This is a genomic window from Providencia sp. JUb39, assembly GCF_012272845.1.
In the GTDB taxonomy this organism is placed as follows: domain Bacteria; phylum Pseudomonadota; class Gammaproteobacteria; order Enterobacterales; family Enterobacteriaceae; genus Providencia; species Providencia lanzhouensis.
The window spans coordinates 2,719,703-2,743,340 of record NZ_JAAWXD020000001.1 but is presented as its reverse complement, the minus strand read 5'-3'; the positions used below and the strand labels follow the sequence as shown (position 1 = coordinate 2,743,340).

Annotated in this window: 19 protein-coding genes; 18 read left to right on the top strand and 1 reads right to left on the bottom strand. The window is 44.5% G+C overall.

What is annotated here, in order from left to right; all coding sequences use genetic code 11:
- Positions 1-334 precede the first annotated feature (334 nt).
- The gene (gene glyA, locus HFU86_RS12705) at positions 335-1,588 is read left to right on the top strand and encodes a serine hydroxymethyltransferase (protein WP_132495572.1); all 1,254 of its coding nucleotides are present in this window, start codon (positions 335-337) and stop codon (positions 1,586-1,588) included.
- 130 nt (positions 1,589-1,718) lie between these two features.
- Positions 1,719-2,870 (top strand): 3-phenylpropionate MFS transporter, encoded by a 1,152-nt coding sequence (locus HFU86_RS12700; RefSeq protein WP_187129378.1) that lies wholly within the window; start codon positions 1,719-1,721, stop codon positions 2,868-2,870.
- Positions 2,871-2,952: 82 nt separating this feature from the next.
- Here HFU86_RS12700 and suhB read toward each other — a convergent pair whose 3' ends face one another.
- Positions 2,953-3,756 carry an inositol-1-monophosphatase gene (suhB, locus tag HFU86_RS12695; RefSeq protein WP_132495568.1) on the bottom strand — a complete coding sequence of 268 codons (804 nt, stop codon included), beginning with the start codon at positions 3,754-3,756 and terminating at the stop codon, positions 2,953-2,955.
- Positions 3,757-3,880: 124 nt separating this feature from the next.
- Here suhB and trmJ point away from each other — a divergent pair, with 124 nt between their 5' ends.
- The 16 genes from trmJ (at position 3,881) to rodZ (ending at position 23,602) form a co-directional block, all read left to right on the top strand.
- Positions 3,881-4,612 (top strand): tRNA (cytosine(32)/uridine(32)-2'-O)-methyltransferase TrmJ, encoded by a 732-nt coding sequence (gene trmJ, locus HFU86_RS12690; protein WP_132495566.1) that lies wholly within the window; start codon positions 3,881-3,883, stop codon positions 4,610-4,612.
- Positions 4,613-4,729: 117 nt separating this feature from the next.
- Positions 4,730-5,227, top strand: a complete 498-nt coding sequence (iscR, locus tag HFU86_RS12685) for a Fe-S cluster assembly transcriptional regulator IscR (RefSeq protein ID WP_036949477.1) — start codon at positions 4,730-4,732, stop codon at positions 5,225-5,227.
- A 128-nt stretch (positions 5,228-5,355) separates the two neighbouring features.
- Positions 5,356-6,570 (top strand): IscS subfamily cysteine desulfurase, encoded by a 1,215-nt coding sequence (locus HFU86_RS12680; protein ID WP_036949479.1) that lies wholly within the window; start codon positions 5,356-5,358, stop codon positions 6,568-6,570.
- Positions 6,571-6,594: 24 nt separating this feature from the next.
- Positions 6,595-6,981 (top strand): Fe-S cluster assembly scaffold IscU, encoded by a 387-nt coding sequence (gene iscU / locus HFU86_RS12675; protein ID WP_036949481.1) that lies wholly within the window; start codon positions 6,595-6,597, stop codon positions 6,979-6,981.
- 204 nt (positions 6,982-7,185) lie between these two features.
- A complete protein-coding gene (gene iscA, locus HFU86_RS12670; protein ID WP_036949483.1) occupies positions 7,186-7,509 on the top strand; it encodes an iron-sulfur cluster assembly protein IscA in 324 nt (107 codons plus the stop codon).
- Between the two features lie 112 nt (positions 7,510-7,621).
- Positions 7,622-8,143 (top strand): co-chaperone HscB, encoded by a 522-nt coding sequence (gene hscB / locus HFU86_RS12665; protein WP_132495562.1) that lies wholly within the window; start codon positions 7,622-7,624, stop codon positions 8,141-8,143.
- A 12-nt stretch (positions 8,144-8,155) separates the two neighbouring features.
- Positions 8,156-10,006, top strand: coding sequence for a Fe-S protein assembly chaperone HscA (hscA, locus tag HFU86_RS12660; protein ID WP_187129377.1), 1,851 nt, complete (start codon positions 8,156-8,158; stop codon positions 10,004-10,006).
- A gap of 2 nt (positions 10,007-10,008) precedes the next feature.
- Positions 10,009-10,341 carry an ISC system 2Fe-2S type ferredoxin gene (gene fdx / locus HFU86_RS12655; RefSeq protein ID WP_132495558.1) on the top strand — a complete coding sequence of 111 codons (333 nt, stop codon included), beginning with the start codon at positions 10,009-10,011 and terminating at the stop codon, positions 10,339-10,341.
- 7 nt (positions 10,342-10,348) lie between these two features.
- Positions 10,349-10,549: a Fe-S cluster assembly protein IscX gene (gene iscX, locus HFU86_RS12650; RefSeq protein ID WP_006661301.1), complete on the top strand. Its 201-nt coding sequence runs from the start codon at positions 10,349-10,351 to the stop codon at positions 10,547-10,549.
- Between the two features lie 242 nt (positions 10,550-10,791).
- Positions 10,792-12,087, top strand: coding sequence for an aminopeptidase PepB (gene pepB, locus HFU86_RS12645; RefSeq protein ID WP_036949490.1), 1,296 nt, complete (start codon positions 10,792-10,794; stop codon positions 12,085-12,087).
- A gap of 113 nt (positions 12,088-12,200) precedes the next feature.
- Positions 12,201-12,653 (top strand): enhanced serine sensitivity protein SseB C-terminal domain-containing protein, encoded by a 453-nt coding sequence (locus HFU86_RS12640; protein WP_036949492.1) that lies wholly within the window; start codon positions 12,201-12,203, stop codon positions 12,651-12,653.
- A 240-nt stretch (positions 12,654-12,893) separates the two neighbouring features.
- Positions 12,894-17,933, top strand: a complete 5,040-nt coding sequence (locus HFU86_RS12635) for an alpha-2-macroglobulin family protein (RefSeq protein WP_187129376.1) — start codon at positions 12,894-12,896, stop codon at positions 17,931-17,933.
- Positions 17,934-18,045: 112 nt separating this feature from the next.
- Complete coding sequence (gene pbpC / locus HFU86_RS12630; RefSeq protein WP_132495554.1) at positions 18,046-20,367, top strand: peptidoglycan glycosyltransferase PbpC; 2,322 nt, start codon at positions 18,046-18,048, stop codon at positions 20,365-20,367.
- A gap of 288 nt (positions 20,368-20,655) precedes the next feature.
- Positions 20,656-21,081: a nucleoside-diphosphate kinase gene (gene ndk / locus HFU86_RS12625; protein WP_036949497.1), complete on the top strand. Its 426-nt coding sequence runs from the start codon at positions 20,656-20,658 to the stop codon at positions 21,079-21,081.
- 225 nt (positions 21,082-21,306) lie between these two features.
- Positions 21,307-22,452: a bifunctional tRNA (adenosine(37)-C2)-methyltransferase TrmG/ribosomal RNA large subunit methyltransferase RlmN gene (locus HFU86_RS12620; protein ID WP_442959170.1), complete on the top strand. Its 1,146-nt coding sequence runs from the start codon at positions 21,307-21,309 to the stop codon at positions 22,450-22,452.
- A 199-nt stretch (positions 22,453-22,651) separates the two neighbouring features.
- Positions 22,652-23,602, top strand: coding sequence for a cytoskeleton protein RodZ (gene rodZ, locus HFU86_RS12615; RefSeq protein ID WP_132495552.1), 951 nt, complete (start codon positions 22,652-22,654; stop codon positions 23,600-23,602).
- Positions 23,603-23,638: the final 36 nt, after the last annotated feature.

Below are 23,638 nucleotides of genomic sequence, written 5' to 3'. Positions count from 1 at the left end.
TATTTTCATAATATTATGAATTTATAAACATGCATTTTGTATGCAACTTATAATATTTAGCGGGAAATGTAAATAATTAACGCATCAAAAAGTGGGGGAATTCACCGCAAAATTAGAGGTAGCTAGCAAAGTTAGATATTCGTCTCGGTATTATTGAAATGTGCGCTATTATATTTTGTGTTGTTTAAAGGTATCTGAAAGCAAAAAAATTAATGCAATCGTTTGCGTATATTTTTTCTTAGGGGCTATCTCAACGACGAAAAAGAGTTTACACTGTCAGTCATTAAGTTGAATTGATTGTTACCTTATTGAATTGCTGAGGCAGGAGAAGCGAATGTTAAAGCGTGAAATGAATATTGCAGATTACGACCCACAACTGTGGGAAGCAATGGAAAAAGAAGTACAACGTCAAGAAGAACACATTGAATTAATTGCTTCTGAAAACTATACCAGCCCACGAGTTATGCAGGCTCAAGGCTCTCAGCTGACCAATAAGTATGCGGAAGGTTATCCAACTAAACGTTATTATGGTGGTTGTGAATTCGTTGATGTGGTTGAGCAATTAGCTATCGACCGCGCAAAAGAGTTATTTGGTGCTGACTACGCAAACGTACAGCCACACTCAGGTTCACAAGCTAACGCTGCCGTCTATATGGCGCTGCTGCAACCAGGTGACACAGTATTAGGTATGAACCTTGCACACGGTGGCCACTTAACTCACGGTTCCCCAGTAAACTTCTCCGGTAAACTGTATAACATCGTTCCTTACGGTATCGATGAAAGCGGTAAAATCGATTACGACGATATCGCGACTCAAGCGAAAAAACATCAACCTAAAATGATCATCGGCGGCTTCTCCGCATATTCTGGTGTGGTTGATTGGGCTAAAATGCGTGAAATCGCAGACAGCATCGGAGCTTACCTGTTCGTTGATATGGCTCACGTTGCGGGTCTGGTGGCGGCGGGTGTTTATCCTAACCCGGTTCCACATGCTCACGTCGTTACTACAACAACGCACAAAACTTTAGCGGGTCCACGTGGTGGTCTGATTTTAGCTAAAGGTGGCGACGAAGAGCTGTACAAGCGTCTGAACTCTGCGGTATTCCCTGGTTCACAAGGCGGTCCTCTGATGCATGTTATCGCAGGTAAAGCGGTAGCACTGAAAGAAGCGATGGAGCCAGCGTTCAAAACTTACCAACAGCAAGTCGCTAAAAATGCGAAAGCAATGGTTGAAGTTTTCCAAAAACGTGGCTTTAAAGTAGTATCTGGCGGTACTGAAAACCATCTGTTCTTGGTTGACTTAGTTGACAAAGATATTACAGGTAAAGACGCTGACGCTGCACTGGGTCGCGCAAATATTACGGTAAACAAAAACAGCGTACCTAACGATCCGAAGAGCCCATTTGTGACTTCTGGTGTGCGTATCGGTTCTCCTGCAATTACACGTCGTGGCTTCAATGAAGCAGATGCACGCGAGCTAGCTGGCTGGATGTGTGATATTCTGGATAACCTCAATGACGAAGCGACCATTGAAGCTGTTAAACAGAAAGTATTAGCTATCTGCAAAAAATACCCAGTTTATGCATAATGGCGATATGCCCATAAAGTAAGCTGAATTAGCACGATAAACCCGCTTCTACACTTTGTAAAAGCGGGTTTTTTGTTGTCAGTTGTAAACCCCTTCATAGAGAGGGTGATATGAAAATAAGGGAGGAGTGATGGTTATTCCATCAACGCGTTGGCTAGCGATTGATTATTTTACCTACTTTTTTGCCTACAGTATTTTCTTACCATTTTGGTCAGTGTGGCTACAAGGTGAGGGAATAGATGCAGAAATGATAGGGCTGTTGTTAGGTATCGGGCTTGCGGCGCGTTTTCTCGGTGCTATGTTTATCACCCCCCAAGTCAAAGAGCCTTCCAAGCTGATCAATGCATTACGATTACTGGCGGCGCTTTCCCTTATTTTTTCCATTGGATTTTCGTTCGGCTCCCATTGGGCGTGGCTGATGTTTGTCATGATAGGGTTTAACCTCTTTTTTGCGCCTATGGTGCCATTAGGGGATTCACTGGCAGGAACATGGCAAAAACAGTTTACTTTTGATTATGGCAAAATCCGTGTTTGGGGCTCCATCGCCTTTATTATTGGCTCATCGTCGATGGGCTATTTCGCTGGCGTGTGGGGACATACCTCTATCATGGTGGCGCTGGTGATCAGCTGTGCCGCCCTATTATTGGGGGCGATGCTAAAACCGGCAATTATGCCCGCGGGTGTGGCAAAAATAGATGGCGCAAATAAGGTCTCCTTCAAACAGCTGATTGCCGATAAAAACGTGCTGTTGTTTTTAATCTGTGTAACGTTATTGCAAGGTGCCCATGCTGCGTATTATGGATTTGCTTCACTGTTCTGGAAAGAAGCGGGTTATTCCGATTTAGTGATCGGTAATTTATGGTCACTGGGTGTAGTGGCAGAAGTGATCGTCTTTATGCTGAGCCATCGATTATTCCGGCGTTGGAGCGCACGTAATTTACTCTTATTATCCGCTGTTTGTGGGATTGTCCGCTGGGGAATGATGGGGGCATTTACCGCATTACCAGTTTTAATTATTGTTCAAATCTTACATAGCGGAACCTTTACTGTTTGCCACTTAGCGGCAATGCGCTTTATTAGTGCGCGTAAAGAAAATGAAATCATTCCGCTGCAAGGCGCTTATTCTGCATTAGCTACTGGGGGAGGGCTTGCGGTGATCACGATTATGGTCGGTTATATTTATGAACGTATGCCTGACCAACATGGCGTTGTGTTTTATTTGATGGCGCTCTTGGCTGTTCCTGCGCTGTTTATTCGACCAAAAGTGACGGCGCAATCTTAGACTGGTGTTACCGTAACGCAATAATAAAAAGGGCGCTTAGTTTTCACTAGCGCCCTTTTTAGCAAATTTAACGAGGGTTAAATTAACGTTTTAATGCTTCAGATAATTCATCTTTCATTGCAGCTAGAATATCGCGAACAACGCGTGGGCTACCTGCGACTAAGTTACCCGATGCTAAATAGTTATGACCACCTACGAAGTCAGTCATGATCCCGCCAGCTTCACGCATGATTAGTTCGCCGCCTAAGAAATCCCATGGTTTTAAACCGATTTCGAAGTATGCATCCACACGGCCTGCCGCCACGTAACATAAATCCAGAGCAGCTGAACCTGTGCGACGGAAATCTGCACATTGGTCAAACATTTTGCCCATGATGTTCATGTAGATAGGAGCGTGTTGCTTGTGTTTGAATGGGAAGCCAGTTGCGACAACTGCACCTTCAAGGTCGCGCTTCTCAGCCATACGTAAACGGTAGCCGTTCATTTGAGCGCCTTGACCACGTACCGCAGTAAATAATTCGTTACGCATTGGGTCATAGACAGCAGCAACCTCTGTACGACCTTTTACGCGTACAGCGATAGAAACTGAGAAGTGAGGGAAACGTTTTGTGAAGTTGGTAGTGCCATCCAGTGGATCGATTACCCATTGAATATCATCATCTTTACCTAATAACTCACCACTTTCTTCAGTGATGATAGTGTGGTCAGGGTAAGATTTACGAATAATATCAACGATGATTTGTTCAGCGTCACGGTCAACGTTAGTGACGAAGTCGTTAGCACCCTTTTGGGTTACTGTTACGTTCTGAGGATCTTCATAGTTTTTAGCTATGTAATTACCAGCCTTACGTGCAGCACGTATGGCGATGTTAAGCATCGGATGCATGGGTATTTTCCACTGGGATGTTAAAGAACGAAAATCAAGAGACGCAAAGTATATAGATGTTCGTCACAATAAGCAATTTTGTGTTAGACTCTTGCGATTAATTTTTCATGACAACGTATAAACCATGCTAGAAAATATTCGTATCGTTCTTGTTGAAACCTCACACACTGGCAATATGGGCTCAACCGCTCGCGCAATGAAAACTATGGGGCTTTCAAATCTCTATCTAGTTAATCCACTCGTCGAACCTGATTCCCATGCTATTGCGTTATCCGCGGGAGCAAGTGATGTCATTGGTAATGCAAAAATCGTAAAATCTCTCGATGAAGCATTAGAAGGGTGCAAATTAGTCATTGGTACCAGCGCACGTTCTCGTACACTTTCTTGGCCAATGGTCGAGCCTCGTGAATGTGGAGTGAAATCTGTTGAACAATCAAAAGAATCACCCGTCGCGATTGTTTTTGGTCGTGAGCGCGTCGGTTTAACCAATGAAGAATTGCAAAAATGTAATTACCATTTGTATATTCCGACGAATCCAGAATATGGTTCGTTGAATTTGGCAATGGCGGTTCAATTAGTTAGCTACGAGATCCGCATGGCGCATTTGGCAATTGCTGAAAAAAATACGCAAACATCGACCGATGATGAGGTAGAATACCCACCGGCTGAAGATTTAGAACGTTTTTATGTTCATCTTGAAAGCGTATTGAATGAATCGGGCTTTATTCGCAAGGCGCATCCAGGGTTAATTATGAATAAACTGCGACGTTTATTTACCCGTGCCCATGTTGAAACCCAAGAGTTGCACATTCTTCGCGGCATTTTGACATCAATGGAAAAATGGGCGAAAAAATGAGGTTAATGCCGTGGTAAAGTGAGCATAATACTTGAGTAAATTAGTCAGGTAAATAGTTGACCAAATTACTCAGGTATGTCACAATTGCTGCATATTTTACCACGGAGTATTTATGTTATGAGACTCACTTCCAAAGGGCGTTACGCAGTAACTGCGATGCTAGATGTCGCGTTACACTCTCAGACAGGTCCAGTACCTTTAGCTGACATTTCTGAACGTCAGGGAATTTCCCTCTCTTATCTTGAGCAACTCTTCTCTCGTTTACGTAAAAACGATTTAGTTTCTAGTGTTCGCGGTCCTGGTGGCGGTTATCTGCTTGGGCGTGATGCTGACCAAATTTTTGTTGCTGAAGTAATTGCTGCAGTCGATGAATCCGTAGATGCAACCCGTTGTCAGGGTAATAAAGAAGGTTGTCAAAATGGCGACCGTTGTTTAACTCACGCATTATGGCGTGACCTAAGTGACAGAATCACCAGTTTTCTCAGTAGCATCAGCCTAGATGAGCTGGTTAAGAACCAAGAAGTTCTGGATGTTGCTGATAGGCAAGATAATGAAAAGCGCAAAACAATGCCGAACGGCATTACGCCAGAATCCATTATCAATGTTCGTGCCTAATATAAAATAGATTATAAATTGCAGTCGATCACCAAATGGTGAAAAAGCCCAACCTATAGCGGCTTGCACCATTGGGATCATTAAAAAATTAAAGGCAAAGTTGTCTTGTCCTTTGGAGTATGTGAGCAATGAAATTACCGATTTATCTAGATTATTCAGCAACTACGCCTGTCGATCCGCGCGTTGCTGAAAAAATGATGCAATGTCTAACAATGGATGGGAATTTTGGTAACCCAGCATCTCGTTCACACCGTTTCGGCTGGCAAGCTGAAGAGGCGGTAGATATTGCTCGTAATCAAATCGCTGAATTAGTGAATGCTGATCCTCGTGAAATCGTCTTCACATCAGGTGCAACAGAATCTGATAACTTAGCTATCAAAGGTGCTGCCCAGTTCTATCAGAAAAAAGGCAAGCACGTCATCACTTGTAAGACAGAACATAAAGCAGTTCTGGATACATGCCGTCAATTAGAGCGTGAAGGTTTTGAAGTGACTTACTTAGCACCTCAAAGCAACGGTTTAATTGACCTGAAAGAGTTAGAAGCGGCAATGCGTGAAGACACCATTTTAGTGTCAATCATGCACGTGAATAACGAAATCGGTATTGTTCAGGACATCGCTACAATCGGCGAATTATGCCGTAGCCGTGGTATCGTATTCCACGTTGATGCCACTCAAAGTGTTGGTAAATTACCTATCGACCTGTCAACGTTAAAAGTTGACCTGATGTCATTCTCTGCACACAAACTGTACGGACCAATGGGTATTGGCGCACTGTATGTTCGTCGTAAACCACGTATTCGTTTGGAAGCACAGCAGCACGGTGGTGGTCATGAACGTGGTATGCGTTCAGGGACTTTACCTGTTCACCAAATCGTGGGCATGGGCGAAGCTTACCGTATCGCTAAAGAAGAAATGGCTCAAGAATCTGAACGCCTGCGTGGTTTGCGCTTACGTTTATGGAACGGCATTAAAGATATCGAAGAAGTTTACCTGAACGGTGACTTAGAAAATGGTGCGCCGCACATTCTGAACGTCAGCTTCAACTATGTTGAAGGTGAGTCATTAATGATGTCGCTGAAAGATTTAGCAGTTTCCTCTGGTTCAGCATGTACTTCTGCAAGCTTAGAACCTTCATACGTGCTGCGTGCTTTAGGTATGAATGACGAACTGGCTCATAGCTCAATTCGCTTCTCTTTCGGTCGCTTTACGACTGAAGAAGAAATTGACTATGCAATTAAACAAATTCATGGTGCGATCGGCCACTTACGTGAGCTGTCTCCTTTATGGGATATGTTTAAAGCAGGCGTAGATCTCAACAGCATCGAATGGTCTCACCATTAATCAGACAGTTTCAGGAGTTTAAAAATGGCTTACAGCGAAAAAGTTATCGATCATTATGAAAATCCACGTAACGTCGGTTCATTTGATAACAATGATCCAAGCGTGGGTAGCGGTATGGTAGGTGCACCTGCTTGTGGTGACGTTATGAAGTTACAAATCAAAGTAAATGATGACGGCATCATCGAAGATGCACGCTTTAAAACCTATGGTTGCGGCTCTGCAATTGCATCAAGTTCACTGGTAACTGAGTGGATGAAGGGCAAAAGCTTAGACGAAGCTGAGTCAATCAAAAATACAGCGATCGCAGAAGAGTTAGAATTACCGCCAGTGAAAATTCACTGCTCAATTCTGGCTGAAGATGCAATCAAAGCTGCTATTGCTGATTACAAAAGCAAACGCCAAGGCAAATAATAGATAAATATCAGTAAATAAGGGCTGTACCTTAGACCATATAAACAACAAAAATAGACAGCCCACGACTGATAGTTAAACTCAAATTAATTAAAGATGTATTTATTATGCAACTTTAAATATAATGAGTTGTACCGATGATTTGAAGGCGGATGCTAATAATTTCTAGCATCTGCCTTGTTTGTTTCTAAAGTGAGGTTTGCAATGTCGATTTCTCTTACTGAAAGTGCAGCGCAACGAATTCAATCGTTTTTGAATAATCGTGGTAAAGGCGAAGGCTTGCGTTTGGGTGTAAGAACTTCAGGTTGCTCGGGAATGGCATACGTGCTTGAATTCGCTGATGTAATTAATGAAGAAGACACCGTTTTTGAAGACAAAGGTGTTAAAGTCATCGTCGATGGCAAAAGCATGGTTTATTTAGACGGCACTGAGCTGGATTTCGTAAAAGAAGGCTTAAACGAAGGGTTTAAATTTAATAACCCTAACGTTAACAGTGAATGCGGATGCGGTGAAAGTTTTCACGTATAATGTCTTCAAATGAGCATGACTTTGACCAATGTAACTAACGTGGCGTTAATGACCACATGATCTTTAGCTAAGCTTAGCTACATTGGTACCCGGTTCGAGAAACTGAGCACTTATGGATTACTTTACTCTTTTTGGGCTAACCCCTAATTACGCGATTGACAGTGAGCAACTCACACATCGCTTTCAAGAATTACAGCGACAATATCATCCCGATCGCTTTGCAACCTGTTCAGAACAGGAAAAAATGCAAGCACTCCAACATGCTGCAACTATCAATGCGGCATATCAATCCCTTCGTCATCCGCTGAAACGCGCGGAATATATGCTGTTATTACATGGTTTTGATATAAATAACGAACAACATACCATGCATGACACCGCATTTCTGATGGAGCAACTCGAATTACGCGAAGAGTTAGATAACATCGAAAATAGCCCGCAAGCCCTTGAACGGGTGTCTGTCTTTATGAAAAATGTCAAACAAATGCAGCAGACGCGCAGCGCCTTGATGGTTTCAGAACTCGATGCGATGCAGTGGGAAAAAGCCGCTGATACCGTCCGAAAATTGCGTTTTCTCGATAAGTTACAGCAACAAGCTGAGCAACTCGAAGAACGGTTACTAGACGACTTTTAAGAGAAAACGATTATGTCTTTATTACAAATTAGCGAACCAGGAATGACCGCTGCGCCGCACCAACGCAAGTTGGCGGCAGGAATCGATCTTGGTACAACACACTCTCTGATTGCCACTGTTCGTAGTGGCGAAGCTGCTGCATTGCCCGATGAAAAAGGGCGCTATTTGCTTCCTTCTGTAGTCAATTATCAAGCAGATAACCGCATTGTGGGTTGGGAAGCGAAACAGTTATCCGAACAAGATCCTGTCAACACCGTGATTTCGGTGAAACGCATGATGGGGCGTTCATTAGCAGATATTCAAAAACGTTACCCGGATTTACCGTATCAGCTAACTGCTAGCGAAAATGGTTTGCCATTTATTCAAACGGCCGCAGGGCAAGTGGATCCAATCCAAGTTTCTGCTGACATTTTAAAAACGTTGGCAAAGCGTGCAGAGCAAACTCTTGGCGGTGAAATGGATGGCGTGGTGATCACGGTTCCAGCTTACTTCGACGATGCCCAGCGTCAAGGAACCAAAGATGCAGCTCGTTTGGCGGGCTTACATGTTTTGCGTTTACTGAATGAACCTACTGCCGCCGCGATTGCTTATGGCTTAGATTCCGGTCAAGAAGGGGTTATCGCCGTTTATGATTTAGGTGGCGGCACATTTGACGTGTCGATTTTACGCCTGAGCCGCGGTGTCTTTGAAGTGTTGGCAACAGGTGGTGATACAGCGTTAGGTGGCGATGATTTTGACCACGTATTAGCGCAATGGATTGCACAGCAAGCGGGGCTTTCCATTCAGGGTGATCACCATTTAACGCGCCAATTATTGAACATTGCCACCGAAACAAAAATCGCATTAAGTGACGCTGATTCCGCGACAATCACTTTGCCAAATTGGCAGGGTACAGTGAGCCGTGAAACGTTTGAATCGCTGATTGAAACCCATATTAAACGCACATTAATGGCATGTCGCCGTGCCTTAAAAGATGCTGGCGTAGAAAATGATGACGTCTTAAATGTGGTGATGGTCGGTGGTTCGACTCGCGTACCATTAGTTCGTGAAAAAGTGGGTGAGTTTTTTGGTCGTACACCATTAACCTCCATCGACCCAGATAAAGTCGTGGCTATCGGCGCTGCAATTCAAGCAGATATTTTAGTGGGTAATAAGCCAGACAGCGACATGCTGCTATTGGATGTTATCCCGCTATCATTAGGTTTGGAAACCATGGGTGGTTTGGTGGAAAAAGTGATCCCACGAAATACCACCATCCCTGTCGCCCGTGCGCAAGAGTTCACAACATTCAAAGATGGACAAACCGCCATGAGCGTTCACGTTGTACAAGGTGAGCGTGAAATGGTTTCGGATTGCCGTTCATTAGCGCGCTTTACGCTGCGTAACATTCCGCCAATGGCGGCAGGTGGCGCACATATTCGTGTCACATTCCAAGTGGATGCAGATGGTTTACTCAGTGTGAGTGCCATGGAAAAATCCACGGGTGTTGCCGCATCGATTCAAGTTAAGCCATCCTACGGTTTAACTGACACCGAAATTTCAACCATGATTAAAGATTCAATGACTAACGCGCAAGATGATTTAAATGCGCGCCGCCTAGCGGAGCAAAAAGTTGAAGCGGCAAGAGTGCTTGAAAGTTTAACGAGCGCATTAGAGCAAGATGCACATTTACTGACTCCAACCGAAGAGTCAGAAATTGATAATGCGGTCAATGAGTTAATCCAAGCAGTAGAAGGTACAGACCCTACTGTTATTGAAAATGCAATTAAACAACTGGATAAGAAATCCCAAGAATTTGCCGCTCGCCGAATGGATGCATCTATTCGTCAGGCGCTGTCAGGCCATTCTGTGGATGAGATATAATTATGCCTAAAATCGTTTTTTTACCTCATAGTACGTTATGTCCGGAAGGTGCTGTAGTCGAAGCGCAAGAGGGCGAATCTATTTTAGACGTAGCACTGCGCAATGGAATTGAAATCGACCATGCCTGCGAAAAATCCTGTGCATGTACAACCTGTCACTGCATCGTTCGTGAAGGCTTTGACTCTCTCGAAGAAAGCAGCGAACTCGAAGATGACATGCTAGACAAAGCCTGGGGCCTAGAGCCAGAAAGCCGTTTAAGCTGTCAAGCACGTGTTGCGGATGAAGACCTCGTTGTCGATCTTCCGAAATATACTATCAACCATGCTAGAGAATGAGTTAGCTATGAGCCTAAAGTGGACAAACAGTCGTGAAATCGGTGAAGCGCTCTATGATGCTTACCCGGATACAGACCCAAAAACCGTGCGCTTTACGGATATGCATCAATGGATCTGCGACTTAGAGGATTTTGAGGATGACCCGCAAAAATCTAACGAAAAAATCCTCGAAGCTATTCTATTAGTCTGGCTGGACGAGTACGAATAAGTTTCGTGGATAAAAACCGGATAGCGCTGAATAGGTTGCATCCGGTTTTTTTTCGTCTGTAACAGACCGCATAAGAAATTAAAATGATTCAAAAGAACCTATTAGTCTGATAGAAACTAAACTCAATAACGTTGCCATTTTTAGGGTATAGTTGGCGAATTAGCAAAGATTGATAGCAGAAAGTGATAAGCTAAATTCAAGATCCCGCAATAATCAACTTAGTGGATAAAGTGAGAAGAATAATGACCAAACAAATTATGCCAGTCATGATTACATGCGAAGCTGCGGCACCATGCTGGGGTGAAGGCGCTCTATTAAGTTCAAACGATAAAGGCATGACTATCCACCTTAAGCATCCGGGTAAGCTGTGTGCTGTACAAAGTGCTGGTCGTAAGTTAGATAGCCAAGGCATTCGCAATGTTTCATTAACAGGCGAAGGTTGGGACTTAGAAAAAAGTTGGGCATTTTGGCAAGGTTTCCGCGCACCAAAAGGGGCGAGAACTATCGAATGGCCAGCATTGCAAGAAGCGGATCGCAAAGAATTAGAACAGCGCATTAATACCATTGATTGGGTTCGCGATATTATCAATGCGCCAGCAGAAGAATTAGGTCCAGAGCAACTGGCTCAACGTTCAATCGATTTACTGTGCAAAGTAGGCGCTCAAGATATCAGCTACCGCATTGTCAAAGGCGATGACCTATTAGAGCAAGGTTATGCAGGTATTCATACTGTGGGTCGTGGGTCTAGCCGTCCTCCAGTATTGCTGGCATTGGATTACAACCCAGGTAAAGATGAGAAAGCGCCTGTATTCGCCTGTTTAGTCGGTAAAGGCATTACCTTCGATTCAGGGGGTTATAGCATTAAGCCATCTGCTTCAATGAACTCAATGAAAGCAGATATGGGCGGCGCAGCAACATTAGTAGGTTCTTTAGCGCTGGCGATCACGCGTGGTTTAAACAAACGCGTAAAATTATTCCTGTGTATCGCAGACAACATGGTTAGCGGCAATGCCTTTAAATTAGGGGATATTATCCGTTATCGTAATGGCAAATCTGTTGAAATTATGAACACAGACGCGGAAGGGCGTTTAGTCTTAGCGGATGGTTTAATTGATGCAAGCAAAGAGAAACCAACGTTATTAATCGATGCGGCAACCTTAACTGGGGCTGCGAAAACAGCTGTGGGTAATGACTACCACTCGGTACTGAGCTTTGATGACAAATTAGTGGCAGAATTAATGTCAGCATCAGATGAAGAGTTCGAGTTATTCTGGCGCTTACCATTAGCTGAATTCCACCGTCAACAACTGCCTTCTGGTTTTGCTGACCTGAACAATATTGCAGCGCCTTCGCATACTGCGGGTGCAAGCACTGCGGCAGCCTTCTTGTCTCACTTTGTTGAAAATTATCGTCAAAACTGGGTACATATCGATTGTTCAGCAACTTACCGTAAATCGCCAGTGAGCTTATGGGCTGAAGGGGCAACCGGTATTGGTGTGAGAACATTAGCTAACTTACTTCTCAAAAAATCAAAATAATTCGCGTTATAATGAAATCGCAGTGGTGCAGTCAATGCAGCCTGCGATTTTTTCTTTAACATGAATGGCTTTTGAATTTAGACGATATTATTTTTGGTTGTAGAGGATATTGAATGACGCAACAATCCCAAAACCTAACAACAGACTCGCAATCCGATGTTCAGTTTACTGAACTCACGGTGCCAGAAGGATCTTCATTAAAATTAAGCGTTCTCGAACAAGAACCTGAAGAATTGACAGCGGCGCTCAGTGAATTTTTTAAACAACATAAAGTCGTACGACGCGCGTTTATTGTTTCGGTCCAAGAAGCAGAAGATGAACAATTTGATGATATTTTGATGATAGCGTTGGAATTTGTCCCAGGCGCAGAAAATATCGATGAAATTATTCAAGAAGCGGGTGCAACTGCATGCGAATATATCGATGAGGATGAATCCATTGATTTTTGCATCGTTAACGAAGACGAAAAAGGGTTAAGCCACTTTATTACCCAGCACGTTGCGCCATTTTATCAACGCCGCTTAGGCAGCTTCTTGCGCGACAGTATTCCCATCAAAAATACCTAATTCTCTCCTTACTTAAAATAAAGACCGGACTTCTCCGCGTCTTTATTCTTTCATGCTGTTTTTTCCGTTTTGTCTGATAGGTGTTGGTGTTACATTCTGTTAAATTATGCATTCAATTAATGCGCATACTTATTATTGCGGATTACACACTAAGCTCAATCATCGCAACGTATTTAAGTTCAAGGATTTTCTTGAGCTTCATGAACATAATAAATTAACTTAATAAGGGATGGGGCGGTAATGAAACAACAATCAAGTTGGACTTCATTGGCGGGTCTAAAAACGAAAAAGCGTTATGTAGCATTAGCCTTAGCGTCCGTTATGGCATTAGCGGGCTGCGATAATACTGACGATACTACGAAAAAAGAGAGTAATGTCTCAACCTCAGCGGCAGAAACGAGTACCAAAACGGCGCCCGTTGCAGAACAAAAACAGGCTGCGCCTAAGCTTTCCAATGACGAGTTAGTGAAGAAATATGCCGGGAAAGATCTGGAAATTTTGGATGCCTCGGAATTGCAGCTAGATGGTGCAAGCGCCATGGTCGTGACATTCTCGGTGCCTTTACAACCAAATCAAAACTTTGGTCAGTATTTGAATCTGGTGGATGTGAAATCAGGTAAGCTGGATGGAGATTGGGAGTTATCTGATAACCAGATGGAATTACGTTTTCGCCATTTACCGCCATCTAAAGAATTAAACCTTTCGGTTAATCCGGGAGTGAAAGCGGTCAACGAACGCACCATCAACAACAGCTTTGAGAAGAAATTCCAAACGGCGCAAATTATTCCAACCGTTGGGTTCGCAAGTAAAGGCTCTTTACTGCCAAGCAAAGTTGCCCAAGGCTTACCAGTCATCGCACTGAACGTGGATAAAATCGACGTAAATTTCTTCCGTGTCGATGAAAAACAATTACCGCAATTCCTCGCGATGTGGCAATACCGCAGTAACTATGAATATTGGTATTCCGATGAATTCCTCGACAAAGTCGAATTAGCCTACACAGGGCGTTTCGATTTAAACCCAGATAAAAACACCCGCCAATCCATTTTGTTGCCATTAAAAGACATCAAAGAGTTGCAACAAGATGGCGTTTATTTAGCGATCATGCAAAAAGCGGGTAGCTACAGTTACCAATTCCCTGCGACAGTCTTTACGCTTAGTGATATCGGCGTGTCATTACATAGCTACCATGATCGTGTGGATATTTTCACCCAATCATTAGCCAAAGGTTCGGCGATTAAAGGCGTCGAGCTGCGGATTTTGGATGAGAAAGGTCAATTAGTGACCAAAGGCACGACTGATGGTGACGGTCATGCTCAGTTAGACAAACTGGCTGGCGGCAAATTATTACTGGCAACCCACGAAGGGCAAACCAGTATGATTGACTTGACTCAACCCGCATTAGACTTGTCTGAGTTTGATATTTCAGGTCCTTCAGGCTATGCAAAACAGTTCTTTGTGTTCGGTCCTCGCGATTTATATCGTCCGGGCGAATTACTGCTAGTGAATGGTTTACTGCGTGATGGTGATGGTCAGCCTGTGAAGTCTCAGCCAGTCAAAGTGGATGTTTTAAAGACGGATGGTCAGGTCTACAAGAGCTTTGTATGGCAAGGGGATGAGAAGCAAGATGGTTTGTATCAGTATCAGCTAGAGATCCCGAAAAATGCTGAAACGGGTGGCTGGTCACTGCGTTTTGATTTAGGTGATGGCTCACCACAACGTTATTACAAATTCAATGTTGAAGATTTTATGCCAGAGCGTATGGCGCTGGATATTACAGGCAGTGAGAAGCCGGTATTAAGTTCGCAGCCCGTTGACTTTGACATTAAAGGTCGTTACCTCTACGGCGCCCCAGCAGCGGATAACCAGTTGCAAGGTCAAGTGTTGCTGAAAGCTAATCGTGAAGCGGTTGCGAAATTGCCAGGCTTTGAATTCGGTGCGACGAATGAAGAAGGTCTACCGCGTAAACTGGATGAGTTTGACTTAACGTTAGATGGTAGCGGTGAAACGGTGATCTCCTTGCCGCAAAGCAACTGGGAATCAACACGCTCTCCAATTACGGCTGTTCTGCAAGCTAGCTTATTAGAGGCAGGCGGTCGTCCTGTGACTCGCCGCGCTGAGCAAGCGATTTGGCCAGCGAAAAAATTAGTGGGTATTCGTCCTCTCTTTGAGAAAAAAGAGATCTACGATTACCGTACAGACCGCTACGCGAAGCGTTATAACGTCGATGAAAATTCATTAGCTGAGTTTGAAATTGTCATGTCAGATATGGCAGGGCACAAACTAGCAGCGGAAAACCTGACTGCGCGTTTAGTGTATGAGCGTCGCGATTACTACTGGAGCTGGTCAGAAAGCGGTGGTTGGGTTTCTAACTACGATCAGAAAGATCTCGTGGTGGCGAATGAAAATATTTCTATCGCCAAAGATGGCACCGCGAAGATCTCATTCCCAGTGGATTGGGGCTCATTCCGTTTAGAAATTACCAATCCTGAAAATGAGTTAGTCAGCAGCATTCAATTCTGGGCAGGCTTCTCTTGGCAAGATAATACTGGAGGCAGCGGTTCCGTTCGCCCTGACCAAGTGAAATTAAGCTTGAACAAGCCAGCTTACTTACCGGGTGAAAAAGCCAAAGTCCGTATCGAAGCGCCAAAAGCAGGTAAAGGTTACATTCTGCTTGAATCGAGCAGCGCGCCATTATGGTGGCAGGAAATTGATGTTCCAGCTGGCGGGTTAGATGTGGAAGTGCCGGTGAATAAAGAGTGGGCACGCCATGATTTATATATCTCTGCGGTGGTTGTTCGCCCTGGAGATGACTCCAAAGAAGCGACCGTTAAACGCGCCGTTGGGGTATTACATCTGCCGCTAGCCGATGAAAATCGTAAGATCTCATTGGCGCTGAACGCACCGACAAAAATGCGTCCAAATGAAGATCTGAAAGTGAAGATCAAAGCTACTGCTCAAGATGGCAAGCCACTGCCTGAAAAAGTGAACGTGTTGCTGTCTGCGGTGGATACGGGCGTCCTCAATATCACCGATTTCAAAACTCCAGACCCATACGATGCCTTCTTTGGTCGTAAGCGCTACAGCGTTGACCAATATGATGTGTATGGTCACTTAATTGAAGGTCAAGGCAAGTTAGCCAACCTGCGCTTTGGTGGGGATGGTGAAGATGCTGCACTAGAACGTGGTGGTATGAAGCCTCTGACAGAGGTGCAAATCATTGCGGAACAAGCGCAACCAGTCATTTTAGATAAAAATGGCGAAGGTGAAATTACACTGGCAATTCCTGATTTTAATGGCGAATTACGCTTAATGGCGCAAGCATGGAACCAAAAAGATTTTGGTCATGCAGACAGTAAGGTCGTTGTTGCGGCACCATTAGTAACGCAAATGTCGATGCCTCGCTTTATGGCGAGTGGCGATAAATCTTACTTCGCGCTAGATCTTACTAACATGACCGACAACACGCAGAATGTGACTGTGACATTCAAAGCGTCAGGCATGGTGAAATTAGACGGCGCAGCAACTCGTGATATCGAACTGACCAAAGGCAAGCGTACGACAGTGACGCTGCCAGTCAGTGCTGATTATGGCTTTGGTGAAGGTGAAGTCTCTATGACCATCAACGGCGTAAAAGTCGAAGGGGAAGCGGAGAAAGAGTACAAAAACAGTTGGAAAGTGGGTGTGCGTCCAGCACAACCGGCTGAAACTGTGGCATTTGCTACCGCGATTGAGCCGGGTGAAATTTGGTCATTACCAACCAATGATTTTGCTTATTTACAGCAAGATACACTGGAAGGGCAAGTGCTGTTAACGAGCCGTCCACCGCTGCAAATTGCACGCTATATTCGTGAGCTGTTTGCATATCCGTACGGTTGTTTAGAACAAACCGTGAGCGGGCTGTATCCGTCACTGTTCTCGACACAAGCTGAACTGCAAAAACTGGGTATTAATTCACAAACTGACGCAGATCGCCATAAAGCGATTGAGTTAGGGATCCCACACTTACTAAGCATGCAGCGTGATGACGGTAGCTTCTCTCTATGGGATAAAATGGGGCGTGAAGAGTATTGGTTAACAGCGTATGCGACGGATTTCTTAAACAAAGCGAACCAACGTGGTTTCTCTGTACCGCAAAGTGCATTGAATAATGCTAACGCACGCCTGTTAAGTTACCTGCAAGATGGTAGCCAAGTGAGTTATCCATACACGGATCAGCCAGACGCATCCCGTTTTGCGATCCAAGCCTATGCGGGCTTAGTGCTAGCAACTCAGCAAAAAGCGCCATTAGGGGCACTGCGTCAAATCTATGGTCAAGCTAACAATGCGACCAGCGGTTTAGCGTTAGTTCAACTGGGTGTGGCATTAAACCTGATGGGTGATAAAGCGCGTGGTGAAAGTGCCATTATTGATGGTATGAAGAAACAGAGCGCACGTTACAGCAGTATTGGTGATTACGGCTCAGCTATCCGTGATGATGCGATGATCGTGGCATTACTGAATGAATATAACTTGATGCCAAAATCCCGAGATCAGAAACTGCAAACGCTATCTAACAACCTGACTTCACAGAAGTATTTCTCGACTCAAGAGAGCAATGCCCTGTACTTAGCCGGTCGTTTCTATGCCAATGAGACAGAAACACCATGGAAAGCGCTAGTGAATGGTCAAGAGCCACCATTGGTTTCAGAGAAACCAGTAAGTGAATTCTTAACGAAACAACAGCTAGTGAATGGTTATAGTGTTGAAAACAGCGGTACCAGCACACTGTATACTCGTTTGAATGTTGTCGGCTATCCGATGCGTTCACCGAAGCCATATTCAAATGTGCTGGATATCAAACGCAGTTACTACGATATGAAAGGCAACCGTATTTCAATCGATAGATTAAGAAGCGGCGAAATGGTGGTGGTGAAGTTGGAAGTGAATGCCAACCAAACTGTTCCTGATGCATTGGTGGTGGATTTATTACCTGCGGGCTTAGAGTTGGAAAACCAAAACTTGGCCAATAGCAGCGCTAACCTCAGTGAATCTGCACCAAATCTGCAAGAGATGATTGATGACATGCAGCAGTCGCAAATTCGTCATATGGAATACCGTGATGACCGTTTTGTGGCGGCAGTGGAAGTTCAGCAATATCGTCCAACCACATTGGTTTATTTAGCTCGCGCGGTTACGCCGGGTGTGTATAACAAACCAGTGCCACAGGTGGAATCCATGTACGTGCCAGAATGGCGTGCAACAGGTTACTCCGATGGTCAGTTGGAAGTGGTTCGTTAATTCATATTAAATTAGAGAATCATTGAATTAGATGAAGATAAAGAGGGAAGCGTGTGTTTCCCTCTTTTTTTAGTATCATAAAAACAAATAATAACTCTCGGTATATTGACGAATGAAGAGATGGCTACGTCGCATTGGATGGACGCTACTGGTTTTGGTCGTGGTATTGCCACTGGCCTTTTTAGCAGCAGATAAAATTTGGCCTTTGCCAATCAAGCAGATTGAAATGGCACGCACGGTCGTCGCGGGGGATGGGACTCCGTTATGGCGTTTTGCCGATAAAGAAGGTATTTGGCGTTTCCCTGTTAAGTTGGACGAGGTTTCGCCAGAATATATTGACGCGTTATTAACCTATGAAGATCGCCATTTTTACCAGCATCCAGGGGTTAACCCATTTTCGTTAATGCGTGCGGCAGGGCAGTTAGTGAGCTCAGGACGCATTGTCTCTGGGGGCAGTACCATCTCAATGCAGGTGGCAAGGCTGATTGACCCACATGAGCGCACGTTTGGTGGCAAACTCAAACAGTTATGGCGTACTGCACAGCTGGAATATCACTATTCTAAAGATGAAATCCTCGAAATGTATCTTAACCGAGCGCCTTATGGGGGTACGATTGAGGGCATAGGTGCTGCCAGCTGGGTCTATTTGAATAAATCCCCTGCAAAATTGACCGCAAGTGAAGCGGCATTGTTTGCGGTTTTACCACAAGCGCCAAGCCGTTTAAGACCTGATAGATACCCAGAACGGGCGCAAGCAGCACGAGATAAAGTACTCGACAGACTGGCTGAATACCAAGTTTGGAGCACTGAAAAAGTCAATGAAATCAAGCAAGAGCAAATCTGGCTTGCCCCACGTAAAAATCCGCATTTAGCACCATTACTGGCGCGTCGGATGATCAAAGATTCCCAAGAATCCATCGTGGAAACCACCATTGATGCTAGCCTGCAAAAGCAGCTTGAAGATATGGCGATGAACTGGAAAAACCAATTACCTAAGCAAACTTCTCTAGGATTGCTGGTGGTTGATCACACGGATATGAGCGTGAAAGCGTATATCGGGTCGATTGATTTTCAGGATGATAGTCGCTTTGGTCATGTGGATATGATCAGTGCGTGGCGCTCACCGGGCTCAACACTCAAGCCATTTTTATATGCGCTGGCAATGGATGATGGTTTGATCCACGCCGAATCACTGTTGCAGGATGTGCCTCGTCGATTTAATGATTATCGTCCCGGTAACTTTGATAGCGGCTTTAATGGCCCTGTCAGTGTGAGTGATGCGTTGGTGCGCTCATTAAACTTGCCCGTTGTGCAACTGCTGGATGTCTATGGCAGTAAGCGTTTTGCGGCGCAATTACGTAATGTGGGCACAGAACTGCGTTTTCCAGTTGGCGGAGAACCTAACTTGTCGTTGATCCTCGGGGGAACGGCGGCACGAATGGAAGACTTAGTGTCAGCTTACAGTGCATTTGCTCGCCAAGGAGAAGTTTCTCCACTGCGTTATCGACCGACAGATGTTATCCGCGACCGCAAGTTAATGTCTCCGGGGGCCGCGTGGATTGTTCGCCGGATTATGGCAGGAGAAGCCCGCCCAGTCCCTGATGCTAATTTATCGGGACAGCCAAATCTTGCATGGAAAACAGGGACTAGTTACGGATACCGCGATGCTTGGGCTATTGGTGTGAACCCACGTTATACGATTGGTGTTTGGGTTGGACGTCCTGATGCAACGCCAGTTGCAGGGCAGCTTGGCTACGCCACAGCGATTCCAATTATGAACCAAGTGAATAACATGCTGCTGACGCGAATTTATCAATCTCGCGAAGTGCTCCCCAAAGATTCAAGACCTGCGAGCGTTAGCCAAGCCGTGATCTGCTGGCCGGGAGGAACCTCATTACTGAAAGAAGATAGTAATTGTCGCCAGCGCCGTTTGAGCTGGATTTTAGACAATACGATCCCACCAACGCTAATGGCACGGGATCAAGAATCCTCTCTTGGACTCAGACAAAAAGTATGGGTGAATGAGCAGGGGCTACAAGTTGCGCCAGATTGCCCAAATGCCCAAGAAAAAGAGATCCATTTATGGCCGATTACCGTAGAGTCGTGGTTGCCTGCAAGTGAAAAACGAATAAATCGACTGCCTAAGCCGGATGCCGTTTGTCCGCCGTTAAATCTTGAAATGCCACCATTATTAATTTCAGGTATCCGCGAAGGGGAGGTTCTCCAACGTTTACCCGGAAAAACCAGTTTAGACCTACGTTTACTCACTCAAGGTGGACAAGGGCAAAAATGGTGGTTTTTAAACGGCGAGCAAGTGAACAATACCGAGCAAAATGGGGCAATTTTGCTGACGCTCGAAAAAAGTGGAAACTACCAAATATCTGTCTTAGATATGAGCGGACAGGTCACCGCTATCAACTTTAAGGTGAAGTAATAGCATAAAACGACGACTTAATTAAAAATCTAGCATTTTTTGCTATGAAAAGATTAACAAAATGTTGATGTGACTGTAGGAAATTGTAATCCAAGCCCCTATAATCAACGCCCTATTTTTCTGCTTCCTAACATCAGGAATAGAAACAATATAAAAAACTACAACAGGCACATATTCTTGGTTCTTCATATGCCCCTCTTGAAATTCTAGTGGAAACATTGGGTTAAATAAGAGAAACAAAGCAGAGAATAAAGAGTAAAAGTCAAGTCAATCGCTAAGAGGTTATTTATGGCTGTTCAACGTACATTTTCTATCATCAAACCAAACGCAGTTAAGAAAAACGTCATCGGTGCAATTTACAACCGTTTTGAAAGCGCAGGCTTCAAAATCGTTGCTGCTAAAATGATGCACCTGACTCGTGAACAAGCTGAAGGCTTCTACGCTGAGCACAAAGGTCGTCCTTTCTTTGATGGTCTGGTTGAATTCATGACTTCTGGTCCAATCATGTTACAAGTGTTAGAAGGCGAAAACGCAATCCAACGTCACCGTGACCTGATGGGCGCAACTAACCCAGACAACGCATTAGCAGGTACTTTACGTGCTGACTACGCAGACAGCTTCACTGAAAACGCAACTCACGGTTCTGATTCAGAAGAGTCTGCTGCACGTGAAATCGCATATTTCTTCACTGCTGACGAAATCTGCCCACGCTAAGGCGTTTTCAATAATGCATTAGCATTATTGTTATAATATTTGTACAATATGTCGCCCTGTTAATCATCGCGTTAACAGGGTGATTTATTTTTTAGTCGTCCCGACTAATCGCAATCCCAATTTACGTCGTGCTTTTCGCACTGCCGAAAGTGTAATAACGAGGCAAACTCAATGTCTGATATGACTACCAATGCACAATGTGCAACTCCTTCTGCTGTATCTGCTATGCCAGAAAAAAATGGGCAGCCAGAAAAAAGCGGTCAAAAAATTAACCTGCTCGATTTAAACCGCAAGCAGATGCGCGAATTTTTTGCTGAGCTCGGCGAAAAACCATTCCGTGCAGACCAAGTGATGAAGTGGATTTACCACTATTGCTACGATGATTTCGAACTAATGACCGATATCAACAAGGTGCTGCGCGCGAAATTAACCGAAGTCGCTGAGATCCGAGCACCTGAAGTGGCTGATGAACAACGTTCATCCGATGGCACGATTAAGTGGGCTATCAAAGTCGGTGATCAACTGGTTGAAACGGTGTATATCCCTGAAGCTGATCGCGCAACACTGTGTGTCTCTTCTCAAGTTGGCTGTGCACTGGAATGTAAATTCTGTTCTACCGCGCAGCAAGGTTTTAACCGTAACTTGCGTGTTTCCGAAATCATCGGACAGGTTTGGCGTGCGGCTAAAATCATCGGTTCGTTGAAGTCTAGCGGTCGCCGTCCTATCACCAACGTGGTGATGATGGGGATGGGGGAGCCGTTATTAAACTTAAATAACGTGGTTCCTGCGATGGAAATCATGTTAGATGATTTTGGTTTCGGCCTGTCAAAACGCCGCGTAACAATTTCCACTTCAGGCGTTGTTCCTGCACTGGATAAATTAGGCGATATGATTGATGTCGCGCTGGCTATTTCTCTGCATGCGCCAACGGACGATGTGCGTAATGATATCGTACCAATCAATAAGAAATATAATATCGAAACATTCTTAGCTAGCGTGAATCGTTATTTAACGAAATCCAATGCGAATGCGGGACGTGTCACGGTTGAATATGTGATGCTTGATCATATTAACGATAGTGTTGAACAAGCTCACCAACTCGCGGAATGTTTGAAAAACACACCAAGCAAAATCAACTTGATCCCATGGAACCCGTTCCCAGGAGCGCCATATGGTCGCAGTTCCAACAGCCGAATTGATAGATTCTCTAAGGTATTGATGGAATACGGTTTTACGACTATAGTTCGCAAGACTCGTGGTGATGATATTGATGCTGCATGTGGGCAACTAGCAGGGGATGTTATTGATAGGACGAAACGTACCTTGAAAAAACGCCTCGCTGGGGAACCTATCCAGGTAAAATCAGTCTGATATATAGATAATATCTAATCAGTGAGTTAGGTTATAATTCAGGGCGTTTTATGGTTAGGCAAAACGCCCTGGTTCGCCTACAATAATTAAAGCGGCATATCTTCTCTATTGTTGTTGGAAACTATGACGTACTCAGACGGGTAAAGTAGCGTGAAATCTGCTTTATATTTATTAAACTTGGAAATAGTGTTGCCAGCTAATGACTATCGAAAATAATACCGAACAAACTTCTATCACTGTAGGGCAATTATTATCCCGCGCTCGCGAGCGTATGGGACTAACGCAAGAAGCGGTTGCGGAGCGACTGTGTCTTAAAGTGAGTACGGTAAAGGAAATAGAACAAGATATTCATCCTGCGGGCGTAGAGCCAACGTTTTTACGTGGTTATATTCGTCTGTATGCACGAATGGTCGGAATTCCTGAAAACGATCTTGCCACATTCTTAAAAAGTGATGTTCCCGCACAGTCTCCCAATGTTTCTCCAATGCACAGCTACTCATTAGGCAAAAAGCGTAAAAAACGTGAAGGTTGGCTAATGAAATTGACGTGGCTGATCGTTATTGTGCTTATCGCCATGGTGGGTATTTGGTGGTGGCAAGACCATAATGCTCAACAGAAAGACCTGTTAACCATGGCGAACCAAAATGAAGTATTGGTTCAACAAGATTCCAGCGAACCCGTGAACAATGTTGCGGTTGATATGCCACTTGCGACTGACAATAGTGCTGTGCAAACCGATCCTCTGGTCGACCCTGCACCTGTATTGACCGACACCCAAACAGCAACGAATACCGATGCAGAAGGGGTGAGAACGATCCCGCTGCCAAATGCGCCTCAAACAACACCTTCAGTAGACAGAGCACAAGCAGATGCTTCTCAAACAACGGATATGCCAGCCGCAACAGGTAATGGTTTAACGTTAAGTTTCTCTGGTCAATGTTGGTTAGAAATTCGTGACGCAAACAATAAAGTTTTATTTAGCGGCATGAAAAATAACGGCGACAAATTAGAACTTGATGGCGCACAACCTTACCGTTTAAATATCGGTGCGCCAGCCAATGTGACGGTGCAATTCCAAGGTAAAAACGTTGATTTAAGCCGCTTTATCAAAGCGAAACGTTCCGCGAAATTTAAGTTGCCAGAAGCATAAAAATATTACGAAATTAAAGAAGCAAACTATATCCTA